General features: G+C 63.8%; 16 protein-coding genes. 5 read left to right on the top strand and 11 right to left on the bottom strand.

The window, feature by feature from the left end; translation table 11 throughout:
• Positions 1 to 4: 4 nt before the first annotated feature.
• The 4 genes from LOY51_RS12445 to LOY51_RS12430 all read right to left on the bottom strand — a co-directional run bounded on the left by LOY51_RS12445 (position 5) and on the right by LOY51_RS12430 (position 4,181).
• Entirely contained in the window at positions 5 to 1,684 is a 1,680-nt protein-coding gene (locus tag LOY51_RS12445; RefSeq protein WP_258646404.1) for an MFS transporter, read from the bottom strand.
• A gap of 228 nt (positions 1,685 to 1,912) precedes the next feature.
• Positions 1,913 to 2,692, bottom strand: a complete 780-nt coding sequence (locus tag LOY51_RS12440; protein ID WP_125463918.1) for an alpha/beta fold hydrolase — start codon at positions 2,690 to 2,692, stop codon at positions 1,913 to 1,915.
• Positions 2,693 to 2,783: 91 nt separating this feature from the next.
• The gene (locus LOY51_RS12435) at positions 2,784 to 3,206 is read right to left on the bottom strand and encodes a VOC family protein (protein WP_125858473.1); all 423 of its coding nucleotides are present in this window, start codon (positions 3,204 to 3,206) and stop codon (positions 2,784 to 2,786) included.
• Positions 3,207 to 3,254: 48 nt separating this feature from the next.
• Positions 3,255 to 4,181: an alpha/beta fold hydrolase gene (locus LOY51_RS12430; protein ID WP_125858472.1), complete on the bottom strand. Its 927-nt coding sequence runs from the start codon at positions 4,179 to 4,181 to the stop codon at positions 3,255 to 3,257.
• A gap of 241 nt (positions 4,182 to 4,422) precedes the next feature.
• Here LOY51_RS12430 and LOY51_RS12425 point away from each other — a divergent pair, with 241 nt between their 5' ends.
• Positions 4,423 to 9,360, top strand: coding sequence for a dermonecrotic toxin domain-containing protein (locus LOY51_RS12425; protein WP_258646403.1), 4,938 nt, complete (start codon positions 4,423 to 4,425; stop codon positions 9,358 to 9,360).
• A gap of 4 nt (positions 9,361 to 9,364) precedes the next feature.
• Here LOY51_RS12425 and LOY51_RS12420 read toward each other — a convergent pair whose 3' ends face one another.
• Positions 9,365 to 11,869 carry a UvrD-helicase domain-containing protein gene (locus LOY51_RS12420; protein ID WP_258646402.1) on the bottom strand — a complete coding sequence of 835 codons (2,505 nt, stop codon included), beginning with the start codon at positions 11,867 to 11,869 and terminating at the stop codon, positions 9,365 to 9,367.
• Between the two features lie 187 nt (positions 11,870 to 12,056).
• Between LOY51_RS12420 and LOY51_RS12415 the strand changes: the two genes are divergently transcribed.
• A complete protein-coding gene (locus LOY51_RS12415) occupies positions 12,057 to 12,755 on the top strand; it encodes a pirin family protein (protein WP_125463913.1) in 699 nt (232 codons plus the stop codon).
• Positions 12,756 to 12,801: 46 nt separating this feature from the next.
• Here LOY51_RS12415 and LOY51_RS12410 read toward each other — a convergent pair whose 3' ends face one another.
• From LOY51_RS12410 to hisN, 3 genes are all read right to left on the bottom strand, one after another.
• On the bottom strand, positions 12,802 to 13,758 hold the full coding sequence (locus LOY51_RS12410; RefSeq protein WP_125463912.1) for an AraC family transcriptional regulator: 957 nt from the start codon (positions 13,756 to 13,758) through the stop codon (positions 12,802 to 12,804).
• Positions 13,759 to 13,996: 238 nt separating this feature from the next.
• The gene (locus tag LOY51_RS12405) at positions 13,997 to 14,731 is read right to left on the bottom strand and encodes a hypothetical protein (RefSeq protein ID WP_125463911.1); all 735 of its coding nucleotides are present in this window, start codon (positions 14,729 to 14,731) and stop codon (positions 13,997 to 13,999) included.
• Positions 14,732 to 14,827: 96 nt separating this feature from the next.
• Positions 14,828 to 15,619 carry a histidinol-phosphatase gene (gene hisN / locus LOY51_RS12400; protein ID WP_125858469.1) on the bottom strand — a complete coding sequence of 264 codons (792 nt, stop codon included), beginning with the start codon at positions 15,617 to 15,619 and terminating at the stop codon, positions 14,828 to 14,830.
• A 112-nt stretch (positions 15,620 to 15,731) separates the two neighbouring features.
• Here hisN and LOY51_RS12395 point away from each other — a divergent pair, with 112 nt between their 5' ends.
• The gene (locus LOY51_RS12395; protein WP_125463909.1) at positions 15,732 to 16,787 is read left to right on the top strand and encodes a HEAT repeat domain-containing protein; all 1,056 of its coding nucleotides are present in this window, start codon (positions 15,732 to 15,734) and stop codon (positions 16,785 to 16,787) included.
• A 108-nt stretch (positions 16,788 to 16,895) separates the two neighbouring features.
• A complete protein-coding gene (locus LOY51_RS12390; protein ID WP_125858468.1) occupies positions 16,896 to 18,476 on the top strand; it encodes a response regulator in 1,581 nt (526 codons plus the stop codon).
• 6 nt (positions 18,477 to 18,482) lie between these two features.
• On the opposite strand, the gene LOY51_RS12385 is transcribed toward LOY51_RS12390, so the two are convergent.
• Positions 18,483 to 20,498 carry an ATP-binding protein gene (locus tag LOY51_RS12385; RefSeq protein WP_374046931.1) on the bottom strand — a complete coding sequence of 672 codons (2,016 nt, stop codon included), beginning with the start codon at positions 20,496 to 20,498 and terminating at the stop codon, positions 18,483 to 18,485.
• A gap of 25 nt (positions 20,499 to 20,523) precedes the next feature.
• Positions 20,524 to 20,949, bottom strand: coding sequence for a nucleoside deaminase (locus LOY51_RS12380; protein ID WP_189654567.1), 426 nt, complete (start codon positions 20,947 to 20,949; stop codon positions 20,524 to 20,526).
• 161 nt (positions 20,950 to 21,110) lie between these two features.
• Here LOY51_RS12380 and LOY51_RS12375 point away from each other — a divergent pair, with 161 nt between their 5' ends.
• The gene (locus LOY51_RS12375; protein ID WP_258646400.1) at positions 21,111 to 21,806 is read left to right on the top strand and encodes a type 1 glutamine amidotransferase domain-containing protein; all 696 of its coding nucleotides are present in this window, start codon (positions 21,111 to 21,113) and stop codon (positions 21,804 to 21,806) included.
• Between the two features lie 69 nt (positions 21,807 to 21,875).
• On the opposite strand, the gene hppD is transcribed toward LOY51_RS12375, so the two are convergent.
• Positions 21,876 to 22,952 carry a 4-hydroxyphenylpyruvate dioxygenase gene (gene hppD, locus LOY51_RS12370; protein ID WP_125463904.1) on the bottom strand — a complete coding sequence of 359 codons (1,077 nt, stop codon included), beginning with the start codon at positions 22,950 to 22,952 and terminating at the stop codon, positions 21,876 to 21,878.
• Positions 22,953 to 23,237: the final 285 nt, after the last annotated feature.

Below are 23,237 nucleotides of genomic sequence, written 5' to 3'. Positions count from 1 at the left end.
CCCATCACGTGTGGGTGATATCCCGGCCCTTGGTTTCCGGCAGGAAGAAGGTGCCCAGCACCGCCGTCATCACCGCAATCACGATCGGGTACCAAAGCCCGTAGTAGATATCCCCGGTGGCCGCCACCATGGCGAAGGCCACGGTCGGCAGGAAGCCGCCGAACCAGCCATTGCCGATGTGGTACGGCAGCGACATCGAGGTGTAGCGGATGTGCGCCGGGAACAGCTCCACCAGCCAGGCGGCGATCGGCCCGTAGACCATGGTCACGTAGATCACCAGGATGGTCAGTAGCAGCAACACCATCGGGTAGTGGATCTTCGCAGGGTCGGCTTTTTCCGGGTAACCGGCCTCTTTCAACGCCGCGCCCAGGGTGCCGGTGAAGGCGTCGTTCTGCGCCTTGAAGTCCGCCGTCGCCAGGCTGCGGCCATCGAAGCTGGGCAACACCCGCTCGCCAATGCGCACCTGAGCCACGCTGCCGGGCTCGGCGGCCTGGTTTTCGTAGGGGATGGCGCGCTTGGCCAACAGGCTCTTGGCGATGTCGCACGAGCTGGTGAAACGGGCCTTGCCCACTGGGTCGAACTGGAACGAACACTGCGCAGGGTCGGCAACCACCACCACCGGGTTCTGCTCCTGGGCGACGAACACGTCCGGATTGCCGTACTCGGTCAGGCCTTTGAAGATCGGGAAGTAAGTCAATGCGGCCAGGATGCAGCCCGCCATGATGATCGGCTTGCGGCCGATGCGATCGGACAGGCTGCCGAACAGGATGAAGAACGGCGTGCCGATCAACAGCGACCCTGCGATCAGCAGGTTGGCGGTCTGCGGGTCGATCTTGAGCATCTGCAGCAAGAAGAACAGCGCGTAGAACTGCCCGGTGTACCACACCACCGCCTGCCCGGCGGTACCGCCGAGCAGCGACATGATCACCACCTTGAGATTGTCCCAACGGGCGAACGACTCGGTCAGCGGCGCCTTGCTCGCCTTGCCTTCGGCCTTGATCTTGAGGAACACCGGTGACTCGTTGAGCTGCAGGCGGATATACACCGAAATCGCCAGCAGCAGGATCGACAACAGGAACGGCACTCGCCAGCCCCAGTCCTCGAACACCTCGCTGCCCATGAGTGTGCGGCAGCTGAGGATCACCAGCAGCGACAGGAACAGCCCGAGGGTGGCGGTGGTCTGAATCCACGCGGTGAAGAAGCCGCGCCGTCCTTTCGGTGCATGTTCCGCCACATAGGTGGCCGCGCCGCCGTACTCACCGCCCAGCGCCAATCCCTGCAGCAGGCGCAGGGTGATCAGGATGACCGGCGCCGCCACGCCGATGGTGGCGTAGTTGGGCAGCAAACCGACGATCGCGGTGGACAGCCCCATGATCACGATGGTGATGAGGAACGTGTGCTTGCGCCCGATCATGTCACCCAGCCGGCCGAATACGATCGCGCCGAACGGCCGCACGGCAAAGCCGGCAGCGAACGCCAGCAAGGCGAAGATGAACGCAGTGGTTTCGTTTACCCCGGCAAAGAAGTGCTTGGCAATGATCGCCGCCAGCGAGCCATAGAGGTAGAAGTCGTACCATTCGAACACGGTGCCCAGCGAAGAGGCGAAGATGACCTTGCGCTCTTCCCGGGTGATGCCACGTTGGGGCGCGCTACTGCCCGTGGATGCGCTGTCGAGGACCGCCATGGGTCGCCTCCGTGAAGATCAGGTAGGCCAGGTTGCTCAACAGGTTGCAACGCGCGCACCCAGGCCATAGGGCTTACAGGTTGCGGCGAAGCACGACGGGGCGTTGCCCCGGATCGCGGCAAGGTAATCAAAAGCATAATCGGCTTTGCCGGGATATCCATTCGCCTGCAGGGTGCGTGGCTGAACGGGCCACGCAGACGGATAAGCATTGCGCTTGGGTGACGAGGTTCAGCCGAGAAAACGCAGCACTTCCTTGAGCACCTGGTCGGCCTGCTCGCGATGGGGCACATGCCCGCAATCAGCCAGCACCCGCATTCGGCTCGGGCCGCCTGCCAGGCGTGTAAAACGTTCAGGGTGGGCCAGGCTACCGAACTCGTCGTTGTCGCCGTGCAGGCTGAGCAGCGGGCAACGCAGCTGCGCGAGAAGGCCGTCGAGGTGCCAGTCGGCGAAGTCGGCCGACAACCAGTTGTCGACCCAGGCACGCAGCACCCATTCGGCCTTGTCGCCGTGGTAACGCGCCAGGCGTTCGAGCTGCCCTGGTTCGGCGAACTGGCGATCGGCGGCGCGGATACCATCGAGGGTACGGGCCTCAACGAAGGCCTGGGCCGATTCGGTCACCAGCCCCCGGCAATGCTCGGCGAAGGCCGCAGCGCAGCCGACCGCCATGCCACCGCCGACGCTGTGGCCGAAGACGATGAAGTCGTCGATGGCCAGTTGCCTGCGCAGCGCAGCAAAACCCTCGTGCGCCTCGGCCTCGACGAAACCCCGGCGCAACTGACCGGGGTGCGCGGCGGAACGCCCGAAGCCCAGGCGGTCATAGGCGATCACCCGGTGCCCGCTGGCCTGCGCCAGCTGCGCGGGGAAATCGCGCCAGAGCGCTACGCAGCCCAACGAGTCATGCAGCAGCACGATAGGCACGCCCTGCGCAGTCGCAGGCAACCAGCTTTCGGCATGCAGCGTGCCCGCAGGCGTGTCGATCGAATGTTGGGTGTGAGTGATGTCCGTCATCGTCCAGGTGCCAGGCTGTTCAGCGAAGCTGAGCATGCTAAGCCAGGTCTCGGCGTGGCGCGAGGGCGAAATCGGCTGAACGCCGGGCCATTCAGGCCGTCGCGGCCACGCACGGGCCCTTGAGCTCGACCCGGTTGCCGTCGGGGTCGAAACAGTACAACGACAACCCTTCGCCTTCGGCGCCATAACGTTTTTCGGCCGCTTCAACGCGCACCCCTGCCCCCTGCAGGTAATCACTGAGCGCCTGTTCATCGAAAGGTTCGACCCGCAGGCACAGGTGGTCCAGATTGTGCCCTTGACGGCCAGGTGCCGGGCCGCCCTTGAGCCCCAGAGGGCCATCGACCGCCACCAGGTCGATCATGCTGCTGCCGGCGGCCAGGTGGATCATCCCCAGCGACTCGCGCTCACGACTGACCGGGCAGCCAAGCACGTCACGATAGAAGGCCAGGCTGCGCGGCAGGTCGCTGACACGCAGCACGATGTGGTCGATATGCAGGATGCGCGAAGGCAACATGGCGGCACTCCATGAAAGGGCGTCTGTGCACCTTAGCAGGGCCAGCACTCATTCGTTGACCAAGCGCAGCAATCCGCCTTTTTCGTGCCGCGCCAGGGTGCGCAGGATCTGCTGCGCCAGCGCCTGGCCCGGCGCCTGCAGATGGAAGTGGTGCCCCCCTGGGTGCCAGGTCACCCGCGCCTGCCCAGGCAGCGCCGCCCGGCGCCGGTCGAAGCCATCGCCCGCGAAAGCGCCCTGCTGCCCCAACAGCAGATACAACGGGCAACGGATCTGCTGCAGAAGCTCGCAGGCCTCGCGCTCGGTCAGCGGCATGGGCTCGGGCAGGTCCAGGCGCGGATCGTGGCGCCAACAATAGCCGTCACCCACCTGCAACAGGTCGCGTTGCGCCATCAGCCGAGCGGCCGACGCGCAAAGCCCCCCCTGCCAGTTGCTGCGGCATTGCCCCAGGGCCTGCTCAAGGTTGTCGAAAAGCTGCGGCCGCGAGGCGGCAAAACCCTGCTGGCGACTGCGCAACAGCAGACGCTTGAGCCGCATGGCGCGCGCCATGTGCTCGACTCGCTCGCCTTCGGCCACGGTGAACGGTGCGCCCATGCCGTCGAGAAACTGCATGCTGGCGATGGCGCTGGTCAGCGCCGCGAGAATCGAGGCGATCCCCGTGCCCATGCCATGCGCCAGCACATGGAAACGCGACAGCCCCAGGCTGTCGACCACTGCCAGCAGGTCTTCGGCGTGCTCCCACAGGTAGTAGCCGCTGTCGTCGCGACGGTGGTCGCTGCGACCATGCCCAACCAGGTCGGGCGCCACCACGAAGCAGCCGTCGAGCAACGGCGCCAGGCGCTCGAACGAAGCGGCATTGTCCAGCCAGCCATGCACGGCCAATACCGGGATACCGTCCTCCGGCCCCCAGATGCGCACCGCAACCTCGATACCGTCGAGATCGAGCAGATGATCCTTGGCATTGGCGGACGTCCCCATCACTTCGCTCCCTGGCAGGGCCCGGGGCCATGCCCAGGGCCAGATCCTCCGGCACCGCAGGGTGCCCCACGCCCACCTTCGCGCACACCGAAGCTCAGGATTGGCCTGCTGACGACCGTGACGTGCGCGCCAACGACCGTATCTGCCCGACAACGACATACCGACCGTGTGAACTATGTACCGCCTGGCTTGCAGCCATGCGGTGTTGGATGGAACCCCCAAAAAAACTTCAGGAATGAACATGGAAACCCCAGCCACCCCTTACCACCAGCAACAAATCCTGAACGGCATACCGGACTGGACCCGTCAACTGCACCCAAAGCACATCAACCGCCTGATGCGCCACGCTCACAACGAGCACATCCAGGAAAACGGGCAACCCACCCCATGGTTCAGCACGGCATCAGCGGACCATCAATTGCAACTGCGCGAGGCCATCCGCCAGCGCACCGTCAGTCGTAAGCGCCTGGCGCAAGCGCTGAGCGAACTGCAGACATTGCCGCAGTTCTGCGAACCCCTGCTCAAGAATGCGCTGCACATCAATGTGCCGCTGACCGAGGCGCAGTATTGCTACCAGCCATTCGAGATGGTTCGCACAGGCGACCTGGAGAACGTGCCGGGATTGGAAGAGCTGGGTCTGCCAGGAGGCGCCTACCAACCGCAGTGGATCGCCGAACCAGTCGGCACCCCGGTCACGCGCAGCCTGCTCGAAGCAGCCATGCACAATTTCGAAGGCATGAGCGAAGTCGGCCCGTTCAGTACCTTGCAAGTCAGCCCCCGCGACCCTGCCAGCGTACCCGGCCTGAGCGTCATCAGTTTCGTCACGCGCTGCCGCAAGCTAGACCTGGGCAAGCGCTACCAGACGCATCTGGAGAGCGTGTTCGACGGCACGCGCAAGGGGCAGGTGCGAGCAGCATGGGTCAACGCACAGCGCGCCGAGCTGACCGTACAGGCACTGATCGCGCTCATCCGCAACCGCGTCACGCAGTTGGGCTACGAGGCGCTGCGCTACTTCTGTACCGAAGGCGCGACGCCCCGCTATGGCAGGCATCCCATCACCGTACGTAGCCTCAAGGTGCTCGGGATGCAGGTCAACGACGCAATGCTGCTCGGGCCGGCCACCTCGACCGATCAGAACGTGATCGCCTACCTGCCTTTCGACGATGACTGCCCGCTCCAGGAGTTCACCAGCCTGGAGAAACTGACCAACCACTTGATCGATCGTCTGCGCAACAACGACTATCGCCAGCGGTTTCTGGAACACATAGGGCAAGGTGATCGCCCCAAAATGGGCGTTGAGCTCGACAAGGCGTTGCTCAAAACTGCCGTCGTGGTTTCGCCGCCGCCGGGACGCTTGCCTACCGGCATTCGCCCCGTGAACCCACCGGACTTGGGTATTCGCGAGCGGCAAATCACCGCCCCGTACTGGGACAATCTGTACGACGCTCATGTTCTCGCTCTCAAGGACAATGCCCGGGCAATCGCGGTACCCACCGCCGATGCCGACGCCAAGGCCCGCCAGGCGCTCCTGGATTCGTGGGAAGAACTTGGGATGAACGTGCTCAATGTCGCCGCCCTGTTCGTGCCGGGGCTCGATGTCGTCATGCTGGGTGTGTTTGCCGTACAGCTGATGGGGAACATCTTTCATGCCTTCGAGGCCTGGCAAGAGGGCGACTACGCCGAGGCAGTGGCACAGGTCGAGTCATTGGCCCTCACCGCGGCCAGCGCCGTGGTGATCGGAACCGCCGCCAAGCTGATCAAATCCTCCGGCTTCGTCGACTGGCTGGAAACAATCACTATCGAGGGCAAGGAGAAGTTGTGGCACCCGCAACTGACCGCCTACCGTAGCCAGGTGGTGATACCTGCCGAACTGAAGCCGAACGATCAAGGCTTGTACAAGCTCGACGACCAGGACTTCGTCCGTCTCGACGGTGAAACCTTCGAAGTGCAAAAGAACACGAATGGGCATTGGGAATTGCTCCACCCGCAAGACCCGACCGCCTACCGGCCAGCCCTGCACGGCAATGGCAAGGGTGCCTGGCGCCTGGCGCACGAGCGCGTTACGGACTGGCCAACGCCGAAATTGCTGCGTCGCCTGGGGCCCTCCACCGACCTGTTGAGCGACGCCGACCTGCTCGCCGTGCTCGACTGTACAGGCCTCGACCGTGGAACACTGGAGTCCGTGCTCGCCGACGGTGAGCCGCTACCGACACTCCTTGAAGATGCCTTGCTGCGCCTGAGCAAGGATTTTGAGGCCGACGACATCATCGCCCGCACTCGGGATGGCCGGCCACTGGCCGCCTACAAGAGCTTTGCCGCATCCGCCCTCAGCAGCCTGGCTGGTTGGCCCGAAGACGTTCTGATCAAGGTGTACGATGGCCCCGAACCCTGGGGCAACGTCACCCGATATGGGCGTGACCGGTTGGGTGACCGGGAAATTCCGTTGACCCGCTCCGATCTGGACAGGGGCGACCTGGCGCGCATTGTCCTCGACCACCTCGACGAGGCCAGCCTTGCCAGGCTGCTGCCCGAGGGCACGACAGCCGGGCAACGCCAGCAGGCGCTACAGGACCTGTTGGCCGATCACCTCCTTGCCCAGCGTCAACATCTGTTCGACAGCCTCTACCTTGGCCTGCGTTCGCCACTGAGCCCGGCAGCCCAGGTATTGGGCAAGCAATTCCCAACGCTGCCGCAGAACACCCTCGAGGATATCGTCGGTGCAACCCGCAGCACAGAACGCGCCCGCTTGCTCGCCGAACGAGTGCCGCTGCGAGTCGCTGAACAGGCACGCGGCCTGCAGGCGCGCGTACGCATGGACCGTGCGCTGCTGGGCCTCCATCGGCCAACTCTGGAGAATGCCGATAGCAGGCTAATCCGCAAAAGCCTGCTGACCCAGCATCCCGAGTGGACCGCCAAGCAGGTGCTCAAAGCTGCGCTGGCCGACCGCTCCGGCATGTCGCGATTGCTTGGCCAGCAGGCCATCCGGGCGAATTTCCGCCCGCCCATGCGCCTGAGCGACGGACGCCTGGGTTACCCGCTGAGCCCGTGGGGCTCGGGCTCCAAGCTGAAAAACGAACTCAAAGGGCTTTTTCCGGCGCTGAACGATAGGCAAATGGGCGAGCTGCTGGCCACCCTGCGCAGCCGAGGGGACGTCCCCAGCCAGATAAAAGCCATGGCTCAGGAAATCACCACGCTGCGCACGCAACTGGCGCAATGGGTGGAGCAAACTGCTGAAAACGGGCAGCGAAATACCCAGCAAATAGCCCACGAACTGATTCGTTGCTGGCATCGCCTCGATGGCAATACGCTCGAGCTGGCCAACCTGGACGCCGCTATCATCGAGCTGCCCGCCATGTCCGCTCGCTTTGACCATATCACCACGTTCAGCCTGGACAACGTCAACCTCGCCAATATTCCCCGAGACTTACTACAGTCGTTCCCCTCGCTCGAGCGGTTGCATATCCAAAGCAGTCCAAACCTGCAAGCCTCGTCTCTATTCGAGGCCCTGCAACATGCCCCGAAGCTTCGCGAGCTGCATGTTGAAGGCTGCCTGCTATTGGAACTGCCAGGCTCCGCGCGAGAGGTGTTGCCAGAGCTCACCGAGCTCGAAGCGCTTTCGCTAAGGCGCAACGAGCTGACCCTGAGCGTCGCGGATCTGCTGGCATTGGCCAAGCTGCCGAAGCTCTCCAAACTGGACCTTTACCGCAACGACATCACCCTGGATGCCGCGAGGGCCCCCCTCTTCGCTGACATACGGCGGTTGCGCGAGCTGAACCTGGGTGGCAATCCGCTGCGGCTCAGCCCTGACCTGTCGAGAATGATCAGCTTGCAGACTCTGAACCTGGAACACTGCGAACTGAGCGCCTGGCCGACCGGGCTGAACAACTTGATGGAAAACGAAATCGGCGTGTTGCGCCAGGTAAACCTGAGCAACAACCGGATCGCGACTGTCCCCGATCCAGATGCGCTGCTGCGCACGCACTTCATGCGCAACCTGCGTTTCCACCTGGAGGGTCAACAACTGCTGCTCAACTACAACCCGCTGAACACTCGGTTGCGAGAGCGCTTGACCAGGGTTGGCGTTGCGGCAGAGGCAGATCTGGAGCAGGCCGACGCGCAACAGGTTAATTGGCGGGAAACCGCCAGCGCGCAGGAGCAGGAAACTTGGGACAACCTGTTCGGCGATGACCAATACCCCGACTTGCGCCAGGCCATCGAACTGGTGGGCATGTCCCGTGCTGCGCAGGAGAACACCTCGGCGCTTGCCGAACAGATCTGGCAACTGCTGGCGCGTGCAGCCGAAGATACGCAACTGCGCGAGCGCCTGAATGAGGTTGCCGGGACCTTTCCGGTCACCTGTGGCGATGCCGGCGCCGATGCCTTCGGTACCTTGCAGATCGAAGTCATGGCCTACGACCGGGCCGACGGCCAACCGAATGCGCCCCCAAAACTGTTCGACTTCTTCCGTAGCCTCTACCGACGGGACCAGGTCAACGAACTGGCCATGGACATCCGCAACGCGCGGGAGAACAGGCGCACCGGCCTGCTTGAGCGACGTCACTGGGAGGCACAGCCAGCTGCCGAGCGCGGCAAGGCGCCGACCCTGCCCGCACTGTATCGCTCCGACACCATCACCGATGCCATGCTGCTGGATGAGCTCGGGATTGGCCTGGACCTGATCGAGATCCGGCTGACCTTGCGCAGCGAACTGGCAAAGGAACTCGACTTCCCTGAGCTGCAGCCGAAAATGCTGTACCGCGACATAGCGAAAATCGATGGCCCCTTGTCCATCAGGGTGGAAGAAACCGTCCGCGAGCGCGACGCCGACCTACAAGGTCGCCGTCAGGCAGTATCGCGCCACTCCAGTTGGCGCAGGCTGCTGCGCGCACAGTATCAGGCACGTTTCGATGGGTTGCGAGAGCGCTGGGACGCAGGTTTGGATTACCTCGAATCGTGCTTGGACAACAGCGACCTGCAAGGCACTCTGGAGCAACCAGTGGTCGAGGCGCTGACCAGCGCCCTGGGCGAGAGCCCGCTCGATGCGCAAGAGCAGCCCAGGCGCCTGGCGATCGACGAAGGCCAGTATGTAACGGGCATGCAGCGCATGGCCCTGGGCTTGGAGAACGACGAGGACGGCCTGTACCTCGAGCTGACCACCCCCCTGGACAAAGGCAACTGACCCCTCACTGACCGCGCAGGTCCTCGAAGAAGGCCTGCCGCCCCTGCACCTGGCTCGACGCGCGAGGCTGATTCACAGCCTCGCCGTTGGGCTTTTCCACATGCCAGTAGCAGTGGCTGATGGCCCGCGTGACAGCCACGTAGGCCAGGCGCTGCACTTCTTCCTGCTGCGCCGTATCGAACGCCTGAGCGTCGCCCGGTTTGCCCAGCCCGGCCAGGCGGTACACCTGGTTTTTGTACGGCGAGCTGGTCAAGTATTGGCAGTCACCGAGCATGAACACCGCGTCGGCTTGCAGGCCTTTGGCGCTGTGGTAGGTCAGTTGCTTGAGCCGGCGCTGCCCGGAAGGCAAGCTAGAATCAGCTTTAAGTACTGGCAATAAATGCTGTTCCATCAATAGCTTATCGCTACTTTTTCGAAACAACATCATCACTGTTTCACCCTGTTCATAGTGCTCGATCAAGGTCTGCGCCAGCGCTGCCTCGTCACGCTCGAACACCCGTACAGGTGCCAATGGCAGTGCGGCCGCCTGCCCGCTGGCCTTGGCTTTCTTGCCGCTGATGGTCGGCGTCCCTTTTACCAGATGCTCGGCGGCGTCGATGATGGACTGCTGGCTGCGGTAGTTTTCCACCAGCATCACCCGGGTGTTGGCGGGTGACGGGAACACCTTGGTGAACTCCATGAAGTACTTGGGCGAACTGCCGCGCCAGCCGTAGATCGACTGCCAGTCGTCACCCACGCACATCAACGACGAATGCTGCGCCACCCGGCCATGGTTCATCGCTGGCCCACGTCGGCGGATTTCCCCAAGGCAGGCGCGCAGCCAGCTGACGATCTGCGGTGAGACGTCCTGGAACTCGTCGATCATCAGGTGTGCCAGCGGACGCAACAAGGGGTCGGGCAACAGTTGCAGGTTTTCCGGGTTGTTCTCGCCGAACAGGGCGAACATGCGGTTGTAGGTCATCACCGGCGGTGACTGGGCCATCAGGTGGGCTTCAAAAGCTTTCCAGTACAGGGCCAGCGCCTCGAAGAACGGCCCATCGCTGTCACCCGGCGGGAAGCTCATGGCGGCCACTGCGGCATTCACGTCGAGGCCCAGGTTTTCGATGAAACTGGCCGCGGTGACAAAGGCGTCGAGCAGCGGCGCCGGGGCCAGTTCACCCTTGACCTTGTATTCGAAGCCGGGCCCGGCCACGGCATCCCCTGCCAGCGAGGCCGCCAGGCGCCTGGCCGAGGCGTAGTTGTCCAGCCAGATCACCGGTTTGTCGCTGAACGCCTGGAACAGCGTGCGCTTGACCGCCCATTCCGCGCGCACCGCAAGCTTTGCTCCAGGGCGCTGGTACTGGGCGCTCTCGTTGGGGTCAAAGCCCAGTACCACCCAGGCATCCAGCCCCTCGAGGCGACCGTGCACATGGAAACGGCTGCCACGGATCTGCACCGTGTCGCGGCACGGCTCGATGCCTTTGATCGGCCAGGCACCCGCCGCGAACCACAGGTCCTCGATCACGTCGCACAGTTCTTCGTCGCGCTGCGCGGCCAGCTGGGTGACCTGCACACGCTTCTGTACATCCGGGTGATCCGGGTCCAGTGGCTTGAGCAACAGCGCCTCCTGCCGCAGCTGGCCGATCAAGGCGGCGAAACGCGGGCTCTCTGCCAGCAGGTCCCGGTAGGCCAGGTTCAACTGCTGACGCTGGGCGTCATTCAGGCGCAGGTCGAAGGGGTTGCTGTCGGCATTCGCTTCAAAGCCCGCAGGCATCTCGTTGCCGAGGGTTTCGAAGGCACGCACCTGAGCGAAACCCGGCAGGCTGCGAACCAGCGGCAGGATGCGCGAATGGAAGGTGCGTACCAGCTCACGGCCCTGTGCCGGCGACAACGGGACCTGCCACAACGCGAACACCTGCAGCAGGCGCTGGATGAAGTCCTTGCGTGACTCGCGGGTGAAGGTCACCACGGTCATGGCATCGAGCTCGAAGCCCAGGTAGTGGCGCAGCAACAGGATGCGCAGCACCAGCGAGGTCGACTTGCCGGCGCCGGCACCAGCGACCACGCAGGTCGACGGCGTGTCGCTGAGGATCAGCTTCCACTGCGCGGCGCTGGGCTGTGCCTCGGCCGACAGACGTTGGGCGACGTCGGCCTTGAAGCGCTTCTTCAGCTCGGCACTCAGCGGCAGGCGCCAGTCGTCGAACAGCTTGTCGTCCTGGCCAGGCACTGCGGCGGTGTCCGGGCGCGTATCACGAATCACCAGGACCTGACGCCCTGCTTCGTAGCCGTCCGAGCGCCCACGTTCGTACCCGTCACGCAAACCGTCGGCATGGCCGTTGCGCTGGCCGATGGCATGACCAAGGAACCACGAATCGCGGTGCTGCGCCTGCAGACGGCTTAGGCCACGGCCAAGCAGGCGCGCGGCCAGGCGGCGCAGCCAGGGCAATTGGGCGGGCGGGGTCAGGTTGGCCGGGGCCTGGGGCTGCTCGTGGGGCACGGTCACTCCATTGAAAATCGAAACAGCGGGCATGTTCGCCTCATCCGCCAAAAAGCGCCAGCGAATGCTTTTGTATCAGTGGATTAGGCGATGAATCGCATGTTGTATCGCATAATAAATATCTATTTAACTGATCTTAATTAGCCGATATTTACGCTTTTTTTCGATATTTAAAACGCAGATCATGGCCCCATTCCAGCGAATTCAGAGGAGCACCATCATGCTGCAACTGCGACCCTTCGAAAGCCTTGGCCACGCCAATCATGGCTGGCTTGACGCCCACCACCACTTCTCGTTCGCCGAGTACTACGACCCGGCGCGCATGCACTGGGGCAACCTGCGGGTCTGGAACGACGACCTGATCGCCGCCGGCAGCGGCTTCCCCTCGCACCCGCACCGTGACATGGAAATCATCACCTATGTCCGCGAAGGCGCGATCACTCATCAGGACAGCCTGGGCAACAAGGGCCGTACCGAAGCGGGCGACGTGCAGGTAATGAGTGCCGGCAGCGGCATCGTGCACAGCGAATACAACCAGGAGAAGGTCGATACGCGGATCTTCCAGATCTGGATCATTCCGGAAAAAGTCGGTGACGCGCCGTCCTGGGGCACCCGCCCGTTCCCCAAGGGTGAACGTGGCGAAGGTTTCGTGACCCTGGCCAGTGGCCGCGAAGGCGATGGCGACAGCCTGCAGATCCGCACCGACGCCCGCCTGGTGGCGGCCACCCTGCGCGCCGGGGAAAGCGCCGAGTACCGCTTCGACCAAGGCCGACGCGGCTACCTGGTGCCGGCCAAGGGCCGGGTCGAGGTCAACGGGTTGCAGGCCAAGGCCCGAGATGGCGTGGCCATCGAAGAGGAAACGGTGCTGACGGTGACGGCGCTGGAGGACAGCGAAATCGTCCTGGTTGACGTGGCGTGAACTGAAGATCGCAAGGGGCTGCTGTGCAGCCCTTTGCCTGTTCGGATCACGCCCGGCGCCTGAAGGTCTCCGACGGCAGCTCGCCAAACCGCTGCCGGTAACTCTCGGCAAACCGCCCCAGGTGCAGGAAACCGTAATCCAGTGCCAGTTCGGTCACGCTGCGTACCGTGCAGCGTGGATCGCTCAGGCAGGCGTTGACCCGTTCCAGCTTGCGCTGGCGGATGTACTGCTTGGGCGTGGTACCCAGCTGTCGGTCGAACAGGCCGTACAACGAACGCAGGCTCATGTTGGCCTGCTCGGCCAGGGTTTCAGCTGCCAACTCAAGTTTCAGGTTGCCCTCGATATGTTCAAGGATTCGCTCCAGGCTGGCCTGCGTGCCACCCAGGGTGTCCTTGCGCACATTGGTATTCATCAGCGTCAGCAGCTTGCTGGCGACGATCTGGCTGTAGTGACCCTGCACCCTGGGCAGCGAATCGCTGACCTCGGCTTCGTTGCAGACCATTCCCAGCAGACTCAGGAAACCGTCCAGTTCCTCCAGCCGGTAGTGGTTGCGTACAAAGCGCACGCCGCCGCTGGGACGCTGCCAGCGCTGCTCATCGCAGATCGAGTCGAGCAGGTGCACCGGCACCTTGAGAATGAACTTCTCGCAGTCATCGGAATAGGTGAGATCGACCGGGTCATCCGGGTTGATCAGCAGCAATTCGCCCGGCACCAGATGGTGCTCACGCTGGTGGCCGCGCCACAGGCAATTGCCGTTGAGCAGCACCTGCAGGTGGAAGATGGTTTCCAGCGCCGGCGAGGTAACCCGCACACTGCCGCCATAGCTGATGCGGCACAGGTCCAGTTCGGCGAACTTGCGATGGCTCAAGCTGGCCTGGGGATGGGTGGTGCGGGACAGGCCAATGTGGTGCTGGCCCACATGCTGGTTGACGTAGTCGGACACCGCGTAAGGGTCAGCGCGGTGGAACACGCAGCTTTGCTCGCTCAACAGGCGGCTTTCCATGGGCAAGGCACTCGCCATCATTATTGTTATGGGCGCCGCGGCCTACCGCCTTGTGGGCATGTGGCTGCGGTCGTTCACGGTCATTCTAACCAACCGTCATCGGGGTACTGGGGCAGGCGACGGTCGGATGCTGAGCGTCACACTAAGCAAAAAGCAGGATCGAGGGCAATGCGACCAAGGCAAACGGCGGGCGGACAGCGGACACTGGCACAGGCCCGGCGTTCGATTACCGCACAACTCACTGCACCGGGAGGAAGTTCAACAGCAGCAGGCTCTGCGCATAGTTGAGCCCGATGCGCCGGTAGCGCTCGTCGAGCATCTGCGCCAGCAGGTCGAGGCGCGCGACCACCTTGCCGAACTCCACGGCAAAGCTCAGGTTGCTGCCCTGCTCGGAGATCTCGTTAGAGAACAGCAGCAGCACGCCGTTGGCATCCTGGCGCTGGCTGAGCATCCAGGTGGCTTTCTCGATATTGCGCGCGGCGTTGTTGATGAACAGCGGGTCGAGGGTGTCGGTCATGTAGAACTCGGTACGTCCGCCGTGGGCGGTGACCAGCATGCTGCCGATGGCGTAGATGAAGGCACCGACCCGATCCCCCCTGAACTCCGGGCTCAGGGCATGGCTGAGGGCTGCCAGGTCACGCCGCTCACCGAGTTGCGCCAAGGGCTGGCGCTGCTCGATGGCGATGCGGATCTGCCGGGCGGCGGTGGTGGCGTCGAGATAGCCAGACTGCTTCCACTGGCTGGGATTGCGCAGGTACAGCTTGTCCATCAGCAGGTACAGGCTTTGCAGGTTGTCGCGCATGGACAGCGTGGCCATGCGGTCGACACTGGTCTGGAACAGCTCGTCGGGCTTGCCGTTGCCGATCTGCTTGAGCATGTCGCGGCCCTGCTGCTGGGTGCAGGCCCCCAGGCAGATCAGGGCGCCTGCCAGCAGCAGGCCGCGCGGGAGAATATCGAGTCGTTTTGCGGCCATCGGCACCGGGGTTGGTCAATGGCCGCACCGGGGGTCGGCGTAGCCTGGCCAAGCATAGAGCCCGCAAAAGCAAAAAAGTGCGATGGCCGGTGCCCGTCACATGGCGTGGCGCAGCATCTCCACCACCTGCGCATGCAGCGCCGGGTCGCCACAGGCCACCACGCAGCCGCCGTGCTGTGCGGTACTGCCATCCCAAGCTGTGATCACCCCGCCGGCGCCTTCGATGATCGGCATCAGCGCCTGCACATCGTAGGGTTGCAGGCTGGCCTCGACGATCACGTCGACAAACCCCGAAGCGAGCATGCAGTAGGCGTAGCAGTCGCCGCCATAACGCATCAGCCTGGCCTGGCCGGCCACGTGCTCGAAGGCGGCCTTGCGCGCGGCGCTGTCGAACATGTCTGGCGTGGTGCACATCAGCGTAGCCGCCGAAAGGTCGGCGCAGGCCCGGGTTTTCAGGGGCGTACCGCTGCGCCATGCACCTTCGGGGGTGCCGACGAAACGCTCACCGGTGAACGGCTGGTTCATCACCCCGATGACCGGGCGAGTGCCATCGTTGAGCGCAATCAGCGTGCCCCACAGCGGTAGGCCGGTGATGAAGGCGCGGGTGCCGTCGATCGGGTCGAGTACCCAGGTCAGCGGGCTGCTGCCAACGGCTGCGCCATGCTCCTCGCCGAGGATGCCATGTGCCGGGTATCGCGCCTGGATCAGCTCACGCATGGCATCTTCGGCGGCTTTGTCAGCCACGGTCACCGGGTCGTACAGGCGCCCGCCCTTGTCTTCGACGTCAAGGCTGGCACGAAAGTACGGCTGGATCGCCACGGCCGCGGCATCGGCCAGCTGCTCGGCGAAGGCGCGAAATTCGCCGGTCTGTTCAGCGCTCAGGGACATGGGTCAGGCCTCAATGCTTGGGAAAGGCACGCATCATACCCGACTCCTCGCCCGTTGCATTTACTGGCCGGCTGTCCCAAGCTCTGGCCTTCCCGCCGCCACGGACTGCCCGATGCCACGCCGCCCGCTTATCCTGATCGCCCTGTTGCTGCTGATCCTGGTGCCAGGCGTGCTCGCTTACCTGTGGCGGGCCCCGCAATCGGCCCCGCCGACGCTGCCGCCGCACAGTTATGCCAAGGCCCTGCGCCAGGCCCATGAAGGCCAGCCGGGCGCCGCGCGGGTGCTGTACCAGCAGCTGCAGCGTAACGACCTGCCGGCGATCCGCCGCGCCGCCCTGTACGCCGAGCTGCCCAACTATCCGTCACCCCAGGCGCTGAAACTGGCAAAGCAGGATCTGGAACAGAGCGACCCTCTGGTGCGTCGCGCCGCCATCGCCAGCATCCGCCGGCTGTTGCCGGCCGCCCAACGCAGCCTGGTGCTGGGGCCTTTGCTTGACGATGACGAGCAGAGCGTGCGCTTTGCCGCGGTGGACGCGTTGCTCGGCCTCGACCCGGACGCCATCGGCCTGTATTTCGGCCCGCTGCAGCAAGCACTGGAGCAGTACCAGCAAACCCTCGAACAACAACCCGAGGACGCCGACGCACAGGTTCACCTGGCGCGCCTGTACATGCACGAGCAGGCCTATGACGCCGCAGGCGCGGCGCTCGCCCGCGCCCTGGCGCTGGCCCCCGAAAACCTCGACGCCCTGGCGACCCAGGTGCGCCTGCTGGAACACCAGGGCCACCACGACACCTCTCGCGAGGTGCTGCGCAAGGCCTTGGCGCTCAGCCCGGATTCGGCCTTCCTGCAGTACCAGCTGGGTTTGTGGCTGACCCGCCACGACCAGCACGAATACGCCCTGCTGGCACTGTCGCGCGCGGTCGAGCTGGAGCCGGAGAACAGCGACTACCGCTACACCCTTGCCGTCACCCTGCACCAGTTGGAGCAGGTTCAGGCCGCGCAGCAACAACTGCAGACGCTGCTCAGCCGCCAGCCCGCCAACCGCCGGGCGCGGGTGTTGCTGATCGAGTACTGGAAGGAGACCGGGCAGTTGCAAAACGTCCAGGTACTGCTGGCCGAGCTCGAGCGGCAGAACCCGGACGACCCGTTGCTGCAACAAGGCCTGTGACACCTTCCACAATCCGGTTGAACCCCTGGCCCGCGACGAAGGTCCAGTGATAGGAGAAGGAAGGCGGTAACGCCATCACGGCGTGCCCATCGTCACAGGAGAGCACTCTTGGCCGCATGCCTGGCTGTGGAAGAACGCGCCCTGGTCCTGGCGCCTGCCCAGGTGGGGTCAAGCACCTGCCGATTACTCCGGCAAGCCGGTATCCATAGCCGGCGCACCGCCGATGTGCGGCGCCTTGGCCGCTGGCTCAGTGAGGGTGCCGGGCTGCTCGTGGTGATCGAGCAGGCGCTGCCGCGCAACCAGCGATCCCCCCTGCACCGCTACCTCGAACAGCAGCCTGGCTGGTCCGACCTGCCTGTGGTGCTGCTCACCAGCCGCGCCGAGGCCGACACCAGCGCAGTGCCAGGCAACCTGCTGCCGCTTGCCCCACCCTACCCTGACGAGCAACTGCTGAGCCTGGCCCTGTGGGCGCTGCGGGCTCGCCGCCGGCAATATCAGGCACGCGACCTGTGCGAACAGCTCGAAGCCCTGGCGCAGCAACAACAGGCCGACGACCAGGCACTGCAGCAAACACGCAAGATGGAAGCCATCGGCCAACTGGCCGGAGGAGTGGCCCATGACTTCAACAATCTGCTGACCAGCATCGGTGGCAGCCTGGAGCTGATCGACAAACGCCTGCGTCAAGGCCGCAGCGAGGGCCTGGAACCACCCTTGCGCCTGGGCCAGCAAGCCGTGGCCCGCGCTGCCCTGCTGACCCATCGTCTATTGGCGTTCTCCGCTCGCCAGTCATTGCAGTGCCAGGCAATCGACCTGCGCCCGCTGCTGGCACCCGATGCCCTGGCCGCCAAGCTGGGTACAGGCATCGAGCTGCAAGTGCGCCTGGCCACACAACTGTGGCAAGCCAGCGCCGATGGCGAGCAACTGCAAGCGGCCCTGGACAACCTCTTGCTCAACGCTTGTGAGGCCATGCCCAGCGGCGGATTGCTGAACGTCGAGGCGGACAACGTCCAGGTCACCAACGGGCAGTTCGCCAACGTCGGCCTGGCCCACGGTGACTATCTGTGCCTGAGCATTCGCGACAGTGGCCAGGGGATGTCGCAAGCCACCCTGGAGCATGCCATCGAGCCGTTCTTCACCACCAAGCCGACTGGCCAGGGTGTCGGGCTCGGGCTGTCGATGGTCTACGGCTTCTGCAGGCAGTCACGGGGTTACCTGGCGCTCGACAGCCAGATCGGCAAAGGGACCCGGGTGCGCCTGTATTTGCCACGCCATATTGACAGCCCGCCACCGCTCAAAGCCGCTGCAGTGAAAGCTGCCGGTGATTGCCAGGACATCCTGCTGGTGGAAGATGACCCGGATGTGCGCGAACTGGTCGAACGGACCCTGCTCGAAGAGGGCTACCCCTGTCGTGCGGCGCAAAATGCCAGTGAGGCGCTGCGCTGGCTGCATTCGCCGCAGCCGTTCGGCTTGCTGATCAGCGACGTCGGGCTACCGGGCATGAACGGCCGGCAACTGGCGGAAATCGCCCGTCGCCTGCGCCCCGGGCTGCCAGTGCTGTTCATCACCGGTTTTGCGCAAACCGCGATGGCTCGCGATGCGTTTCTGGCCACAGGGATGCAGTTGTTGCGCAAGCCTTTCGCCCTGGAACAGTTACGCAACCAGGTCGCGCGGATGCTGGTGGCGCCCTGAGCAGGATCAGGCCAGCAGCATGCGGTCGACTTGGATGACCAGGCTCTCCAGCGAGAACGGTTTGAGCAGCAAGGCAGTACCAGGCTCGTCGAGCAGTTGCTGCTCCACCGGATCCTCGGTGTAGCCGGTGATGAACAGGATTTTCTGTTCGGGATTGATCATGCGCATCGCCCTGGCCACCTGACGTCCGTTGAAGCCGCCCGGCAAGCCGATGTCGGTAATCACCAGATCGAATGGGCCGGCATGACGGTACTGCCCCAGCGCGCTGTTGGCATCGGTCACATCGCACACCTCGAAACCGCGGTCGACCAGTATCTCCTTGATCAACCCGCGCAGGTTGAGCTCGTCATCGATCAGCAGCACACGCTCGCCCTGCCTTGCCTCCCTCGTGATCGTCGGGGGTTCGGGTATCGGCTGGCTGCCCGAATAACGAGGAAACATCAGCACAATCTGAGTACCGTGCTGCAACCTCGACTCTATCCACACCTGGCCGCCGGACTGGCGCACGAAGCCATGGACCATGGGCAACCCCAGGCCCGAGCCCTGCCCGAGGGGCTTGGTGGTGAAAAACGGCTCGAATGCACGCGCCACATCTTCAGCTGACATGCCATGGCCATCGTCCTCGACCTGGACCATCACATAGTCGCCCGCCGGCAGTCCGGCGGTCGCGCCAGCCAGGCGCTCATTGCCGGTACGGATCGACAGGCTGCCCCGGCCAAGGCAGGCGTCGCGGGCGTTGGCACACAGGTGCAGCAAGGCGTTGCGCAGTTGGTCGGGGTCGAGCTGGACGGGCCAGGGCGCGATGTCCAGCTCCCAGTGCAGGTGCATCTCGGCGCCGGCGCACTGCTCGAGCATCGGCTGCGCCTCGCGTATCAGCTGGTTGATGTCCAGTGGATTGGGCGACAGCGGCTGGCTGCGGGCGAAAGCCAGCAAGTTCTGGGTCAGGCCGATGGCCCGCTGGGCGCATTCGCGGGCCACCTGCACGTAGCTGTCCAAGCGCTCAAGGCGCCCTTGGGTCAGGCGCCGTTCAAGCAGTTCCAGGCTGCTGCCGACCCCGGACAGCACGTTGTTCATTTCATGGGCCAGGCCGCCCGCCACCTTGATCACCGACTCCATGCGCTGGCTCTCGCGCACCGCTGCCTCGGCCATGCGCTGGACGGACTGGCGCTCCTCGGTGATGTTGCGGCCAATCAGGATCGGCAGCGCCTGGCCCGCCACAGCATGCCAGCGTAGCCAGCAATAATGCCCTTCACCCTGGCGCACGCGGGCCTCGAAGGCCGGGGTGTCATGCCCCTGCATCAGCGCCATCAGGGCCAGCCTGGTTTCGGTACGCTCGGCTGGGTGGATCAGCTCCAGCAGCGGGACCGGCGTTTGCTGCTCATCCGTACAACCCGACAACCGAAGCCAGGCCGGATTGGCCAAGCGCACGCGCAACTCGGTGTCGAGCATCAACATCACGTCGGGCGACAACTGCCAGGTATGCTCACTCTCGGCCATATAGCGCGAGAGTTGTGCCTCGAAAGATTGCGCCAGTTCGCGCCATTCGCGGGTGCGCTCGACACTGGCGGTGGTTTCGATCAGCGCGTGCAGGAAACCCACCACCGCGCCTTGGTCGTCGCGGATAGGTGAATAGCTGCAGGTGAACCAGGCTTGGACGGGGCGCCCGTCGCGGTTGACCGTCAGCAGGCTGTTCTCGGCCAGGCTGCCCTGCCCTTCCAGCGCCTGGAAAACAGCAGCCCCCATGTCGTCCCAGGCCGTTGCCCAGAGCGCGTCGAAACTGTCGCCCTGGGCATGGGAGCGCTCACCCTGGGGGATGGGATAGGCCTCGTTGTGAATCACCGTCAGCGCCGAGCCCCAGACCAGGGCACAGGGGTAGGCGGAAAGCAGCAGCATGTCGACGGCGATGCGCAAGGCTGGGGGCCATCGTGTCAGGGGGCCCAATGGCGTTGCCCCCCAGTTGAAGCTACTGATCTGGGCGCTTGCCACGTTCTCAGCGCTCGAAATAGGCGCCAGGTGAATCATCTGCGCGGCTCCTTGCACAGAGTGGTCAGCGGCCAATGTCTTCATTCCACAGTTGCGGCTTGGCCTCGATGAAATCACGCATCATCTTTTTGCAGTCCTCGTCGTGGCGCACGTCAAGACCTACGCCTCGGCTGGCCAGCAACTGTTCTTCACCAAGGAACGTGGTGTTTTCGCCGATGATCACCTGTTTTATGCCATATAGCAGGATCGCGCCGCTGCACATGGCACAGGGCGACAGGGTGGTATAGAGCGTGGCTTCCTTATAGACACTGGCAGGCTGTCGACCGGCATTTTCCAGAGCATCCATTTCACCATGCAGGATGGCGCTGCCTTGTTGTACCCGGCGGTTGTGGCCACGGCCAATGATCTTGCCGTCGTGTACCAGCACCGAGCCGATTGGAATGCCGCCTTCCGCCAGCCCCTTGCGGGCTTCGTCGATGGCCGCTTGCATGAACTTGTCCGTTGTCATGGTGACTTCCTGGCTGCACATGAATGGCTCGAGACTAGCACAACGCCAGCCGGTCATGGCGCCACGCCCAGTGACGGCTATGCTCAGAGGGTTTTTCCCTCCGCCGGGCAACCGGCCCCCTTGGGTTGGATGGGCATGCGCACATGAACAAGAAGATCCTGGTCGTGCTGACCAATACCGCCAAGTACCCCAACATCAAACGCGCCACAGGCCTGTGGCTGGGTGAAGCCGTGCATTTCGTCGACCCCGTGCAGCGGGCTGGCTTCACGGTCGACTATGTCAGCCCGGCGGGCGGCTACGTACCGATCGACCCGCACAGCCTGCAAATGGCCCCGGATCTGGACTGGCAGTGGTACGACGACAAGGCCTTCATGAAGCGCCTGGGCGCCACCCTCAGCCCCGGCGAGGTCAAGGCCGAGCAGTACAGCGCCATCTATTACACCGGTGGCCATGGCGTGATGTGGGACTTCCCCGAAAACCAGCCGCTGCAGGACCTGGCGCGGCGCATTCACGAACGTGGCGGGGTTGTGGCATCGGTCTGCCACGGTGCCGTGGGGCTGCTGAATGTGAAACTCAGCGACAACACCCTGTTGCTCAGAGGTCGGGCGGTGACCGGTTTCTCCAATATCGAAGAGAAACTGGCAGAGCTGGACAAGGAAGTGCCCTTCCTTACCGAGAACGAACTCGGCGCACGGGGTGGTGAGTACCAGAAAGCGGAGGACCCGTGGGCACCCTTCGTGGTTCAAGACAAAGGCCTGATCACCGGGCAGAACCCGGCGTCCACTGCCGGCGTGGCCCAGGCGACGCTCAAGTTCCTGGCCAAGGCAAAGATTGGCTGAAAGCATCGCGGGGCAAGTCACATCGGCGCACCGATGCGACTTGCCCCGCGATGGATAGCGTTGAGTCGATTATTCGACGTTCAGCACGCCACGACGAACCTGGTCACGCTCGATCGACTCGAACAGTGCCTTGAAGTTGCCTTCACCAAAGCCATCGTCACCCTTGCGCTGGATGAACTCGAAGAACACCGGGCCCAGCAGGGTTTCCGAGAAGATCTGCAGCAGCAGGCGCTTGTCGCCCGCCTCGGAAGCACCGTCCAGCAGAATGCCACGCGACTGCAGCTGGTCGACCGGCTCGCCGTGACCCGGCAGACGCTCTTCGAGCATTTCGTAGTAGGTCTGTGGCGGCGCGGTCATGAAACGCATGCCGAAGCCTTTGAGGGCATCCCAGGTCTTGAGCAGGTCGTCGGTGAGGAAGGCCACGTGCTGGATGCCCTCGCCATTGAACTGCATCAGGAACTCCTCGATCTGCCCCGCGCCCTTGGACGACTCTTCGTTGAGCGGGATGCGGATCATGCCGTCCGGCGCGGTCATGGCCTTGGAGGTCAGCCCGGTGTACTCGCCCTTGATGTCGAAGTAGCGGATCTCGCGGAAGTTGAACAGCTTCTCGTAGAAGCCGGCCCAGTAGGCCATGCGCCCGCGATAGACGTTATGGGTGAGGTGGTCGATGATCTTCAGGCCAGCGCCGACCGGGTTGCGGTCGACACCGTCGATGAACTTGAAGTCGATGTCGTAAATCGAGCTGCCTTCTTCGTAACGGTCGATCAAGTACAGCGGCGCGCCACCGATACCTTTGATCGCCGGCAGGCGCAGCTCCATCGGGCCGGTCTCGATTTCCACCGGCTGGGCGCCCAGCTCCAGGGCGCGGGCATAGGCTTCATGGGCGTTGCGCACGCGGAAAGCCATGCCGCACACCGACGGGCCGTGCTCGGCGGCGAAGTACGAGGCGGCGCTTTTCGGTTCGTTGTTGAGGATCAGGTTGATGCCACCTTGGCGGTACAGGTGCACATTCTTGGAGCGGTGGGTCGCCACCTTGGTGAAACCGAGGATCTGGAAGACCGGCTCCAGCACGCCAGGGGTCGGCGAGGCGAGCTCGATGAATTCAAAGCCTTCAAGGCCCATCGGGTTTTCGAAGATATCTGCCATGTTCGTGTCCTCATCTGCAGCAAAAAACGGTTGGATTACTGGCTTGCGATGGCGAACGGAACAGGAGGCGAACAGGGGATGCCGCGCACGCTGCGGGCCAGATAGGCACCAATGATCAGCTTGAATGCAGGGTTTTTCATGGGGACCCATTCTCGGCGGGCTTGATTCTCCGGTTGGCGGAGAACCTTATTGTTGTATTCGTAACGCAATTCTACATTGCGTAAATTTGTTTGTCGCGTTTTAGTTCGTAGGCTTCACCGACAAACGGCTATCCTTGCCGCTGAC

This window comes from Pseudomonas sichuanensis (assembly GCF_024749065.1).
GTDB classification, from domain to species: domain Bacteria; phylum Pseudomonadota; class Gammaproteobacteria; order Pseudomonadales; family Pseudomonadaceae; genus Aquipseudomonas; species Aquipseudomonas sichuanensis.
This window is presented reverse-complemented; position numbering and strand designations above follow the sequence as displayed.

Coding starts and splice junctions, on each gene's coding strand:
- LOY51_RS12445 (WP_258646404.1), bottom strand. CDS start 1,684: ATGGCGGTCCTCGACAGCGCATCCACGGGCAGTAGCGCGCCCCAACGT.
- LOY51_RS12440 (WP_125463918.1), bottom strand. CDS start 2,692: ATGACGGACATCACTCACACCCAACATTCGATCGACACGCCTGCGGGC.
- LOY51_RS12435 (WP_125858473.1), bottom strand. CDS start 3,206: ATGTTGCCTTCGCGCATCCTGCATATCGACCACATCGTGCTGCGTGTC.
- LOY51_RS12430 (WP_125858472.1), bottom strand. CDS start 4,181: ATGGGGACGTCCGCCAATGCCAAGGATCATCTGCTCGATCTCGACGGT.
- LOY51_RS12425 (WP_258646403.1), top strand. CDS start 4,423: ATGGAAACCCCAGCCACCCCTTACCACCAGCAACAAATCCTGAACGGC.
- LOY51_RS12420 (WP_258646402.1), bottom strand. CDS start 11,869: ATGCCCGCTGTTTCGATTTTCAATGGAGTGACCGTGCCCCACGAGCAG.
- LOY51_RS12415 (WP_125463913.1), top strand. CDS start 12,057: ATGCTGCAACTGCGACCCTTCGAAAGCCTTGGCCACGCCAATCATGGC.
- LOY51_RS12410 (WP_125463912.1), bottom strand. CDS start 13,758: ATGGAAAGCCGCCTGTTGAGCGAGCAAAGCTGCGTGTTCCACCGCGCT.
- LOY51_RS12405 (WP_125463911.1), bottom strand. CDS start 14,731: ATGGCCGCAAAACGACTCGATATTCTCCCGCGCGGCCTGCTGCTGGCA.
- hisN (WP_125858469.1), bottom strand. CDS start 15,619: ATGTCCCTGAGCGCTGAACAGACCGGCGAATTTCGCGCCTTCGCCGAG.
- LOY51_RS12395 (WP_125463909.1), top strand. CDS start 15,732: ATGCCACGCCGCCCGCTTATCCTGATCGCCCTGTTGCTGCTGATCCTG.
- LOY51_RS12385 (WP_374046931.1), bottom strand. CDS start 20,498: ATGATTCACCTGGCGCCTATTTCGAGCGCTGAGAACGTGGCAAGCGCC.
- LOY51_RS12380 (WP_189654567.1), bottom strand. CDS start 20,949: ATGCAAGCGGCCATCGACGAAGCCCGCAAGGGGCTGGCGGAAGGCGGC.
- LOY51_RS12375 (WP_258646400.1), top strand. CDS start 21,111: ATGAACAAGAAGATCCTGGTCGTGCTGACCAATACCGCCAAGTACCCC.
- hppD (WP_125463904.1), bottom strand. CDS start 22,952: ATGGCAGATATCTTCGAAAACCCGATGGGCCTTGAAGGCTTTGAATTC.